At 72.3% G+C, this 11,224-nt stretch carries 8 protein-coding genes; 5 read left to right on the plus strand and 3 right to left on the minus strand.

Going from position 1 to position 11,224, the window contains the following annotated elements:
• Positions 1–11: 11 nt before the first annotated feature.
• Both ACH9EU_RS11540 and glyA read right to left on the minus strand, forming a co-directional pair.
• On the minus strand, positions 12–899 hold the full coding sequence (locus ACH9EU_RS11540) for a bifunctional methylenetetrahydrofolate dehydrogenase/methenyltetrahydrofolate cyclohydrolase (protein WP_396414075.1): 888 nt from the start codon (positions 897–899) through the stop codon (positions 12–14).
• Positions 900–901: 2 nt separating this feature from the next.
• Positions 902–2,188, minus strand: coding sequence for a serine hydroxymethyltransferase (gene glyA / locus ACH9EU_RS11545; protein ID WP_396414076.1), 1,287 nt, complete (start codon positions 2,186–2,188; stop codon positions 902–904).
• Between the two features lie 304 nt (positions 2,189–2,492).
• Between glyA and ACH9EU_RS11550 the strand changes: the two genes are divergently transcribed.
• Positions 2,493–5,813 carry a beta-phosphoglucomutase family hydrolase gene (locus ACH9EU_RS11550; RefSeq protein ID WP_396414077.1) on the plus strand — a complete coding sequence of 1,107 codons (3,321 nt, stop codon included), beginning with the start codon at positions 2,493–2,495 and terminating at the stop codon, positions 5,811–5,813.
• 46 nt (positions 5,814–5,859) lie between these two features.
• A complete protein-coding gene (locus tag ACH9EU_RS11555) occupies positions 5,860–6,396 on the plus strand; it encodes a gamma carbonic anhydrase family protein (protein WP_396414078.1) in 537 nt (178 codons plus the stop codon).
• 18 nt (positions 6,397–6,414) lie between these two features.
• On the opposite strand, the gene ACH9EU_RS11560 is transcribed toward ACH9EU_RS11555, so the two are convergent.
• Complete coding sequence (locus ACH9EU_RS11560; RefSeq protein ID WP_396414079.1) at positions 6,415–6,990, minus strand: TetR family transcriptional regulator; 576 nt, start codon at positions 6,988–6,990, stop codon at positions 6,415–6,417.
• Positions 6,991–7,074: 84 nt separating this feature from the next.
• Between ACH9EU_RS11560 and ACH9EU_RS11565 the strand changes: the two genes are divergently transcribed.
• The 3 genes from ACH9EU_RS11565 to ACH9EU_RS11575 form a co-directional block, all read left to right on the plus strand.
• Complete coding sequence (locus tag ACH9EU_RS11565) at positions 7,075–8,199, plus strand: Gfo/Idh/MocA family oxidoreductase (protein ID WP_396414080.1); 1,125 nt, start codon at positions 7,075–7,077, stop codon at positions 8,197–8,199.
• A gap of 158 nt (positions 8,200–8,357) precedes the next feature.
• Positions 8,358–8,864 carry an Hsp20 family protein gene (locus ACH9EU_RS11570; RefSeq protein WP_396414081.1) on the plus strand — a complete coding sequence of 169 codons (507 nt, stop codon included), beginning with the start codon at positions 8,358–8,360 and terminating at the stop codon, positions 8,862–8,864.
• Positions 8,865–9,038: 174 nt separating this feature from the next.
• Positions 9,039–11,224, plus strand: a 2,186-nt coding sequence (locus tag ACH9EU_RS11575) for an NADP-dependent isocitrate dehydrogenase (RefSeq protein WP_396414082.1), incomplete at its 3' end; no start/stop codon positions are given.

The raw sequence follows: 11,224 nt of genomic DNA on the forward strand, positions 1-11,224 counted from the left end.
CGCCGCGACCGTCAGCGCAGGCCGGCCTGCCGCTCGGCGGTCTCGACGACGTTGAGCAGCAGCATCGCCCGGGTCATGGGCCCGACGCCGCCGGGGTTCGGGGAGATCCACGAGGCCTTCCCCGCCGCGTTCGGGTGGATGTCGCCGGTCAGCTTCTTCCTGCCCGTCACGGGGTCCTCCACGCGGGAGACCCCGACGTCCAGCAGCACGACCCCGTCCTTGAGGTGCTCGGCCCCGATCATGTGCGGGCGCCCGGCGGCGGCCACGACGACGTCGGCCCGGGCCAGCAGCTCGCCGAGGTCGCGGGTGCCGGTGTGGGCGAGGGTCACCGTGGCGTTGATCTCCCGGCGGGTCAGGAGCAGCCCGATGGGCCGTCCCACGGTGACGCCGCGGCCGACCACCAGCACGTGCTTGCCGGCGAGGTCCACGTCGTGGCGGCGCAGCAGCTCGATCACCCCGTTGGGGGTGCACGGCAGCGGGGAGTTCATCGGCTCGGAGACGTTGAGCACCAGCCTCCCGAGGTTGGTCGGGTGCAGCCCGTCCGCGTCCTTGTCCGGGTCGATGCGCTCGAGGACCGCGTTCGTGTCGATCTGCGGCGGCAGCGGCAGCTGCACGATGTACCCGGTGCACGCGGGGTCCGCGTTGAGCTCGTCGATGACCCGGTCGAGCTCCTCCGGCGAGACGTCGGCGGGCAGGTCCCTGCGGATCGAGGCGATGCCGACCTCGGCGCAGTCCCGGTGCTTGCCGCCCACGTAGGAGTGCGACGCGGGGTCGTCCCCGACGAGCACGGTGCCGAGGCCGGGGGTGATCCCCCGCTCGGCGAGCACGGCGACGCGCTGGGCCAGCTCGGCCTTGATGGCGGCCGAGGCGGCGCGCCCGTCGAGGATCTGCGCGGTCACGCTCACCACTCCTCGAGGCCCTCGTAGAGCGGGTTGTCGGCGGCGAGCCGGTCCACTCGGGCGCGCAGCGCCCCGACGTCGGCGCCGGGCTTGAGCGCCGTGGCGATGACGTCGGCGACCTCCTCGAACTCCCGGGCCCCGAAACCGCGCGTGGCCAGCGCGGGGGTGCCGATCCGCAGCCCGGAGGTGACCATCGGCGGGCGCGGGTCCCACGGCACGGCGTTGCGGTTGACGGTGATCCCGGCCCGGTGCAGGAGGTCCTCGGCCTGCTTGCCGTCCAGCTCGGAGTGGCGCAGGTCCACGAGCGCGAGGTGCACGTCGGTGCCGCCGGTGAGCACGGACACGCCGGCCTCGGCCACGTCGGCGGCCCCGAGCCGCTCCGCCAGGATCCGGGCGCCCTCGACGGTGCGCTCCTGACGCTCCCGGAACTCCTCGGACGCGGCGATCCTGAACGCCACGGCCTTGCCCGCGATGGCGTGCATGAGCGGGCCGCCCTGCTGGCCGGGGAACACGGCGGAGTCGATCTTCTTCTGGAGCTCCCCGGTGGTGAGGATGACCCCGGAGCGGGGGCCCGCCAGCGTCTTGTGCACGGTCGAGGTGACCACGTGGGAGTGCGGGACGGGGTTGGCGTGCAGCCCGGCGGCCACGAGGCCGGCGAAGTGCGCCATGTCGACCCACAGCTTCGCGCCGACCTCGTCGGCGATCGAGCGGAACGCCGCGAAGTCGAGCTCGCGCGGGTAGGCGGACCACCCGGCCACGATGACCTGGGGACGCTCCGCGAGGGCCTGCTCGCGGACCCGGTCCATGTCGATCGTGTAGGTCTCGGGGTCCACCTCGTAGGCGGCGATCGTGTAGAGCTTGCCGGAGACGTTGAGCCGCATCCCGTGCGTCAGGTGGCCGCCGTGCGCGAGGGACAGGCCCATCAGCTTGTCGCCCGGGTTCATCAGCGCCTGCATGACGGCGGTGTTGGCCTGGGCACCGGAGTGCGGCTGGACGTTGGCGTGCTCCGCGCCGAACAGGGCGGTGGCGCGGTCCCGGGCGAGGTTCTCGACGACGTCGACGAACTCGCAGCCGCCGTAGTAGCGGCGCCCGGGATAGCCCTCGGCGTACTTGTTCGTCAGCACCGAGCCCTGCGCCTCGAGCACCGCGCGCGGGGCGAAGTTCTCCGAGGCGATCATCTCGAGCGTGCCCCGCTGGCGGCCGAGCTCGTCGGCGATGGCCGCGGCGACCTCCGGATCGACCTCGGCGAGGGGCTGGTTGGTGACGGACTGGGACGTGCTCGTGGACATGCCGCTCCTGACGCTGGGGACCTGGGTGGACCGCCTCCGAGTTTAGGCGATGGCCGCACCCCCGTGGGGCGGGCGCACCGGGGGCGCGAGGGCGTCGGCAAGCCCCCCGGTGGGGCCCAGGTTGCCCCGGAGGCCGACGGGCCGTTTAATGAACTGGTCAGGAACCGTCGGCGCGCTGCCCCGCAGCCGCGCCGGTCCGCAACGCCGCGTCCGGGGTCCGTCTCGTACCGCGTCGTTGAGGATCTCCCCCATGCGGTTCCGACAGGAGCCCGGTCGCCGCACAGCTCGTCCGGAGGAACCCCTCGTGAACGCTCTGCCCACCGCCCCGTTCACCGCGTCCTTGCCGCGGATCAACGGCTCGGACAAGCTCCCCCATGACGTGGACCGGCTGCGCATCCCCTACGAGGCCGTGATCTTCGACATGGACGGGGTCGTCACGGACACCGCCGCCGTGCACGCCACCGCGTGGAAGACCCTCTTCGACGCGATCCTCTCCGACGACCGCCTCGAGCCGGCCGAGGACGGGCAGACCGTCGACCGGCGCCCCTTCGACGCCGACGCCGACTACCGCCACTACGTCGACGGGCGGCGGCGGGAGGACGGGATCCGCTCCCTGCTGACCTCCCGCGGGGCGCGCCTGCCCGAGGGCGACGAGACCCCCGGCGCGTGGACGGTGCAGGGCCAGTCGGCCCTGAAGAACACCTACTTCCAGGAGGCCCTGGAGGCCCAGGGCGTGCGCGTGTTCGAGAAGACCGTCGCCCTCATCGAGCGGCTGCGCACGGCCGGGGTGCCGATCGGCCTCGTGACCGCCAGCCGCAACAGCGTCCCGGTGCTCGCCGCCGCGGGCCTGCAGGACTCCTTCGACATCATCGTCGACGGCCACTTCGCCTCCGAGCACGGCCTGCCGGGCAAGCCGGAGCCCGACACCTTCGTGACCTGCGCCAGGATGCTCGGGGTGAACCCCGCCCGCTCCGTGGTGATCGAGGACGCCGTGTCCGGCGTCCAGGCGGCCGCGGCCGGCGGCTTCGGCAAGGTCGTGGGCATCCGGCGGCACGGCGAGCGCCGGGACCTGTACACGGCCGGCGCGACGATCGTGCTCAACGACGTCGGGGAGCTCGACCTGGGCGCGTGCCGGGACGACCCGTGGAAGCTCGTGTTCGAGGGCTTCGACCCGGCCACGGAGTGCCGCCGGGAGACGCTGCTCACCCTGGCCAACGGCTACATGGGCGTGCGCGGCTCCGCGTGCGAGTTCCCGGACAACGGCGTGCACTACCCCGGCAACTACCTGGCCGGCGTCTTCAACCGCGTGGTGAGCCACCTCAACGGGCGCGACGTCGAGCACGAGTCCATGGTCAACGCTCCGAACTGGACCCACCTGGACCTGCGGGTCTCCGGCGGGGACTGGTGGTCCGAGGGCGGTCTGGTGCCCTCCGACGAGCGCGTCGAGCTCGACCTGCGCCGCGGGCTGCTCGTGCGGTCCCTGACCCTGACCGACCTCAACGGCGACCTCGGGGAGGACGGCTCGCACGCCCGCCTGGACATCGTCCAGCGGCGGATGGTCTCCCTGCGCCACCGCCACGTGGGGGCCCAGGAGACCACGATCACCGCCCGCGGGTTCTCCGGCCGCCTGCACCTGCGCACCGGCATCGACCCCAGCGTGCGCAACAACGGGGTGACGGAGTACCAGGACCTCAACGACCACCACCTCGTGGACCTGGAGTCGACGTCGCTGCCCGACGACCACGAGACGCTGCTCTCCCACGTGCGGACCACGCAGTCCAAGATCGAGATCACCACCGCCCAGCGCACGGTCATCGAGGGCGGCCAGAACGTGCGGGAACGCCGGGAGATCCGCCCGGGCGGCACCGAGTTCCGCCGCCACCAGGTCAACGTGGCCGACGGCCGCCCGGTGATCGTCGACTCGACGACGGCCGTGGTCACCAGCCGCGACGCCGCCATCGGGTCCCCGCGGGAGGGCGCGCTCGCCGAGCTCGACCGCAACCCGAGCGGCGTCCGGGGCCTGCTGCCCTCCCACGAGACCGAGTGGAAGCTGCTCTGGGACCGCTACGACGTCGACGTGTGCCCGGACGCCGAGCACCGGACCGGGGAGCTGGCCATGACCCAGCTGGCCCTGCGGGTGCACCTGTTCCACGTCGCCCAGACCCTGGCGCCGCACATGTCGCTGCGGGACGCCGGGGTGCCGGCCCGCGGCCTGCACGGCGAGGGCTACCGGGGGCACATCTTCTGGGACGAGCTCTACATCCTCCCGGTCGTGAACCTGCGCCAGCCGGGCGTGACCCGCTCCCTGCTCTCCTACCGCTGGCGCCGGCTGGCCATGGCCGAGCACCGGGCCACGGAGTTCGGCCTCGAGGGTGCCGCCTTCCCGTGGCAGTCCGGCTCGGACGGCCGCGAGGAGACCCCGCCGGAGCTGTTCAACCACCACTCGAACCGGTGGCTGCCGGACAACTCCTGGCGCCAGTTCCACGTCGGCCTCGCCATCGCCTACAACGCCTGGATCTACTACGAGACCACCGGGGACATCGACTGGCTGGCGGGGCAGGGCTCCGAGCTGATCATCGGCATCACCCGCCTGTTCGCCTCCCTGACCGACTACGACCCCGCGGACGGGCGCTTCCACATCGCCGGGGTGATGGGCCCGGACGAGTACCACGACGGGCCCCGGGGCCAGCACGGCGGGGGCCTCAAGGACAACGCCTACACGAACGTGCTCGCGGCCTGGCTGTTCCGGCACAGCGCCCACATCTTCCACGACATGGTCGAGCACCAGCGGGAGGAGCTCGCGGCGCGCTTCGACCTCTCCGCCGAGGAGGTGGGGACCTGGCAGCGGATGGCCGAGCGGATGTTCGTGCCGTTCAACCAGGACGGGACGATCAGCCAGTTCCACGGCTACGACGACCTCGACGAGCTGGACTGGGAGTTCTACCGGGCCAAGTACCGCAACATCGGCCGCCTCGACCTCCTGCTGGAGAACGAGGGCGACATGACCAACAACTACAAGCTGGCCAAGCAGGCCGACACGATCATGCTGGTGTACCTGCTGGGCCCGGACGGGCTGGTCGAGGAGCTCGGCCGGATGGGCTACGACGTGGACCACGCGACGATCGAGCGGACGGTCGACTACTACATCGCCCGCTCCTCCCACGGCTCCTCGCTCTCCCGGGTGGTCAACGCCTCCGTGCTGGCCTGGCTGCACCCGGACCGGTCCTGGTCGGCCTTCCAGGACGCCCTGCTGGTGGACATGGACGACACCCAGGGCGGGACGACGGGCGAGGGCATCCACCTCGGGGCCATGGCCGGCTCCGTCGACGTCGTGACCCGCGCCTATGCCGGGCTGCGCGTGCGCGGGGAGTGGCTCGAGTTCGACCCCGCGCTGCCCAGCCAGCTGGACAAGGTCTCGTTCACGGTGCTCTACCGCGGCCAGGTGATCCGCGTCTGCATCGACCACCACGTGCTCGAGCTCGAGGGGACCTCCCGCCGGGCGGGCAGCGTCACGATCCACGTGCACGGCGCCGAGTACGTGCTCAAGGGCGGGCAGCGGATCCGGGTGGCCATCCAGCAGCGTCACCGCGGCCCGGCGCTGTCGGCGGTGACCCAGCAGGTCTGAGCGGCCCGTCCGGGCGCCCGCCCGTCCGGGCCTCTAGGCTGGGCCCATGGAACGCAGCACCCACGGCCCCCTGGTCCTCCCGCACGACGGGCACACCCCCCGGATCGACCCTTCCGCCTTCGTGGCCCCGACCGCCGCGGTGGTCGGCGACGTCGAGCTGGGACCGGGCTCCGGGGTGTTCTACGGCGCCGTGGTGCGCGGGGACCGCTCCGCCGTGCGCCTGGGCGCGGAGTCCAACCTGCAGGACAACGTGGTGGTCCACTCGGACCCCGGCCACCCGTGCACGATCGGGGCCCGCGTGAGCGTGGGGCACGGCGCCGTGGTGCACGGGTGCACCGTGGAGGACGAGGTGCTCGTGGGGATGAACGCGACCGTGCTCAACGGCGCCGTGATCGGCACGGGATCGCTCGTGGCCGCGGGGGCCGTCGTCCTCGAGGGCACCGTGGTGCCCCCGCGCTCGCTCGTGGCCGGGGTGCCCGCGAAGGTCCGCCGGGAGCTCACCGAGCAGGAGCAGGAGAAGGTCCGGTCCAACGCCGGGACCTACGTGCAGCTCTCCGCGGAGCACCGCCGGCTCGTTCCCTGAGGCCGGCCGGGCCCGGCCTCACTGGGCGGCCAGGGTGCGCGCGTAGTCCAGGTAGGCGTCGTGGTCGAAACCGGGCAGCAGGCACGACTGCACCACGTAGCCCTGCAGCACCGAGAGGATGGCCTGGGCGAACATCCCGACCCACTCCGCCGCCCGTCGCTCGTCGAGCCCGAGGTCCTCGAGGGCCCACCGGCCGTAGCGCTCCTCGATCCGGACGCGGACCTGCCCGAGGTGCTCGCCCGCCAGTTCCCGCAGGCCGGGCTCCGTCACGGCCTCCCCCCAGGTGATCAGCAGCAGCCGCGTGGTGGCGGGGTCCCCCGCGAGACGCTCCAGCAGCCCCACGACCCACTCGGAGGGCTCCTCCCCGGCCGGCTCCTCCGCGAGGACGCGCTCCAGCGCGGCCCGTGCCGACGCCGCCACGAGCTCCTGCTTGCTGGGGAAGTGGTTGTACAGGGCCCCGGCGGACACCCCGGTGGCCGCCACGATCCGGTGCATCGAGGTGCCCTCGAAACCGTGCTCGAGGAAGCACGCGCTGGCCGCGGCCACGATCTCGCGGCGGCGCTCGTCCTTGTACTGCTGGCTGACCCGGGGCACGTCGGTCAGTCTAGCCGCTGCGCGAACGGTCGTTCGGTCGCGCTCCTGCCGGGGCGCGGGACAGCCCCGTGGCAGAATGCGCCCATGCCCGCCGAGACCTTCCTGTCCGCAGCCTCCGCCCCCTTCGTCACCGCGTCCGTGGACGCCCCGCACCTGGACCACCCGCTCACCGCCACCGGCCGCACGCTCGGCTGGGGCGTCGTGAGCACCGCCAACATCGCGGAGCGTGTCGTGCCCGACATCGCCGCGCTGCCGGACGCCCGGCTCGTGGCCGTGAGCTCCCGGGACCAGCACCGGGCCGACGACTTCGCCCACCGCCACGGCGTGGCCCGGGCCTACGGGAACACGCCCTCGGCCACCGGTCTGGAGCGACTCGCCGCGGACCCCGAGGTGGAGGTGGTCTACGTGGCCACGCCCCACGGCTACCACCACCGGGACGTCTCGGCGCTGCTGCGCGCGGGCAAGCACGTCGTGTGCGAGAAGGCCCTGGCCGTCACCGAGGCGGAGGTCCGGGACCTGGCCGAGCTGGCCCGGGAGCACGGCGTCTTCCTCATGGAGGGGGTGTGGACCCGGATGACGCCGGGCTTCCGCACGGCGATGCGCCTGCTGCGCGAGGGCCGCCTGGGCCGGGTGCGGTCGGTGGACGCGGCCATCGGCATGCACGTGCCGGTCGATCCCGAGCACCGGCTGTTCCGCAACGCGGACGGCGGCGGGGTGCTGCTCGACATGATGGTCTACCCCCTCACCTGGACCTCGGCCGTCCTGGGCTCGCCGCGGGACTGGAGCGTCCGCGCCGAGCTCGGGCCCACGGCCGTCGACGTCGACCTGGCGCTGACCCTCGACTTCGGCCACGCCCGCGGCCACGTCAGCGGGACCCTCGCCGGCCTCGTGCCCCACCACGTCACGATCAGCGGCACGGAGGGCTGGCTGCGCGTGGACGGGCGGATCAACTGCCCCACCACGCTCGTGCTGCAGACGGCGCGGCGGCAGCGCGAGGGGGAGCCACCCGTCGTCGAGCACGTCGACGTCGTGGGCGCCGGCTTCGTCTACGAGATGCGCGAGGCCACGCGGTGCGTCCAGGCCGGGCTCACCGAGTCCCCGCTCATGCCGTGGGCCGACTCCCTCGAGCTCGTCGGGCTCTTCGACCGGGTGCGGCAGCGCATCGGGGTGGACTACCCCAACGACGACCGCCTGCCCCGCGACCCCTGAGCCGGCAGCCGGCCCCGTCGACCGGCGCCGCACGGTTCGCCATGGGCGATGCGCCCGGTTGATCGTTGCCGGGTCCGGTCGGTGGGACTATCATGATCAGCAGTTGAGTTGATCGGACTCAACTAAGTGTCGAGAACATTGCTCACCTTGTTGAGGAGATGATTGACGTGGCCACGATGTTCACCCCGTTCAACGATTTCGACCGTCTCGCCGCCTCGCTGTTCGCCCGCCAGGGCCTGCGGGAGATGCCCATGGACCTCTACCGGGAGGGCGACCAGTACATCCTCCGGGCGGATCTGCCCGGCATCGACCCGGACAGTGTCGACGTCGACGTCGACGGCCAGCTGCTGACCATCCGCGCCGAGCGGAAGCTGCCCGACGTCGGCGAGGTCCAGTGGATCACCCGCGAGCGGCAGAGCTCCTCGTTCGTCCGGCAGCTGAACCTGGGCCAGGGCATCGACATCCAGGGCATCGCCGCGAGCTACGACAACGGCGTGCTCACGGTGACCATCCCGGTGTCGGCGCAGGCGAAGCCCCGCAAGATCCAGGTGGTCTCCGGCCAGGGCGGCCAGCAGGAGCTCGGCGAGGGCGGCGGGAGCGACCGCGTGATCGGCGAGGGCGAGCTCGTCAACGGCGCCGACGCCAAGCAGTCCACGGAGGGCTGACCCTGCCCCGTCCCGCCGGCGGCAGGTCCCGGCCACGGGCCCGCTCCCCCCGGGGAGCGGGCCCGCCGTCGTGCCCGGGGCCGCCGGGCGGACAGCGTGGGGGCCACCGCCTCGGGTATCTTGGCACCAGGAAGCACCTATCGATCCGACGACATCCAGGGAGACTCTCCGCACATGGCCAAGATCATCTACACCCGCACCGACGAGGCGCCGCTGCTCGCCACCTACTCCTTCCAGCCGATCATCGAGGCCTACGCCTCGACCGCCGGCGTCGAGGTCGAGACCCGCGACATCTCCCTGGCCGGTCGCATCATCGCGGTCTTCGCCGACCGCCTGCCCGAGGAGCAGCGGGTCGACGACGCCCTCGCCGAGCTCGGTGCGCTGGCGAAGCGGCCGGAGGCCAACATCATCAAGCTCCCGAACATCTCCGCCTCCGTCCCGCAGCTGAAGGCCGCGGTCAAGGAGCTGCAGGAGCAGGGCGTGGCCCTCCCCGACTACCCGGACGAGCCGCGCACCGAGGAGGAGAAGGACGCGCGGGCGCGCTACGACAAGGTCAAGGGCTCCGCCGTGAACCCGGTGCTGCGCGAGGGCAACTCGGACCGCCGCGCCCCCGCCTCCGTCAAGAACTACGTCCGCAAGAACCCGCACCGGATGGGCGAGTGGTCGGCCGGCTCCCGCACGAACGTCGCCACGATGTCCGCCGACGACTTCCGCCACAACGAGAAGTCCGTGGTGCTCGAGCAGGACGACACGCTCACGATCCAGCACGTCGGCCGGGACGGCACGACCACGGTGCTCAAGGACGCCTTCCCCGTGCTCACCGGCGAGGTCGTCGACGCCACGGTGATGCGCGCCGCGGCCCTGGACGCCTTCCTGGCCGAGCAGGTGCAGCGGGCCAAGCAGGAGGGCGTGCTCTTCTCCGTCCACCTCAAGGCCACCATGATGAAGGTCTCCGACCCCATCATCTTCGGTCACGTGATCAAGGCCTTCTTCCCCGAGGTCTTCGCGGCCCACGGCGCCGCCCTCCAGGAGGCCGGCCTGTCCCCCACCAACGGCCTGGCCGCGATCCTCAACGGCCTCGACGCCCTCCCCGCGGAGGTCCGCGACGACGTCCGCGCCGCGATCGACAAGGGCCTGGCCGAGGGCCCGGAGCTCGCCATGGTGAACTCCGACAAGGGCATCACGAACCTGCACGTGCCCTCGGACGTCATCGTCGACGCCTCGATGCCGGCCATGATCCGCCAGTCCGGCCACATGTGGGGCCCCGACGGCGAGGAGGCCGACACCCTGGCGGTGCTGCCGGACAGCTCCTACGCCGGGATCTACCAGGTCGTCATCGACGACTGCCGCCGGAACGGGGCGTTCGACCCGCGCACCATGGGTTCCGTGCCCAATGTGGGCCTCATGGCGATGAAGGCCGAGGAGTACGGTTCCCACGACAAGACCTTCGAGATCGCCTCCGCCGGGACCGTCCAGGTCGTCGACGGCTCGGGGACCGTGCTCCTGGAGCACGAGGTGGCCCCCGGCGACATCTGGCGCGCCTGCCAGACGAAGGACGTCGCCATCCGCGACTGGGTCAAGCTCGCCGTCACGCGGGCCCGGGCCTCGGGGACCCCGGCCGTGTTCTGGCTGGACCGCACCCGCGCCCACGACACCAACCTGATCGCCAAGGTCGAGCGGTACCTGCCGGAGCACGACACCGAGGGCCTGCAGCTGGAGATCATGTCCCCGGAGGAGGCCACCGCCTTCTCGATCGAGCGGATCCGCAGCGGCGAGGACACCATCTCGGTGACCGGCAACGTGCTGCGCGACTACCTGACCGACCTGTTCCCGATCCTGGAGCTCGGCACCTCCGCCAAGATGCTCTCGGTGGTGCCGCTGATCAACGGCGGCGGCCTCTTCGAGACCGGCGCCGGCGGGTCCGCGCCGAAGCACGTGCAGCAGCTGGTCGAGGAGAACCACCTGCGGTGGGACAGCCTCGGCGAGTTCCTGGCCCTGGCGGCGAGCCTCGACCACCTCGCCTCCTCGGCCGGCAACGACCGCGCCCGGATCCTCGGCGAGACCCTGGACCGGGCCACGGGCACGTTCCTGGACGAGAACAAGTCCCCGAGCCGGAAGGCCGGGGAGATCGACAACCGCGGCAGCCACTTCTACCTGTCCCTGTACTGGGCCCAGGAGCTCGCCCGCCAGGACCAGGACGAGGCGCTCGCGGAGGCCTTCGCCTCCGTGGCCGAGCAGCTGGCGGAGAACGAGGGCACGATCAACGAGGAGCTGCTCTCGGTGCAGGGCCGGCCCGCGGACATCGGCGGCTACTACCGTCCCGACGACGCGAAGGCGTTCTCGGTGATGCGCCCCTCGGA

The sequence above is a fragment of the Kocuria rhizosphaerae genome (assembly GCF_044462265.1).
In the GTDB taxonomy this organism is placed as follows: Bacteria; Actinomycetota; Actinomycetes; order Actinomycetales; family Micrococcaceae; genus Kocuria; species Kocuria rhizosphaerae.

Bases quoted from the DNA above. Each gene is read 5' to 3' on its own strand.
- glyA (WP_396414076.1), bottom strand. From the start codon at position 2,188: ATGTCCACGAGCACGTCCCAGTCCGTCACCAACCAGCCCCTCGCCGAG.
- ACH9EU_RS11555 (WP_396414078.1), top strand. From the start codon at position 5,860: ATGGAACGCAGCACCCACGGCCCCCTGGTCCTCCCGCACGACGGGCAC.
- ACH9EU_RS11565 (WP_396414080.1), top strand. From the start codon at position 7,075: ATGCCCGCCGAGACCTTCCTGTCCGCAGCCTCCGCCCCCTTCGTCACC.
- ACH9EU_RS11570 (WP_396414081.1), top strand. From the start codon at position 8,358: ATGATTGACGTGGCCACGATGTTCACCCCGTTCAACGATTTCGACCGT.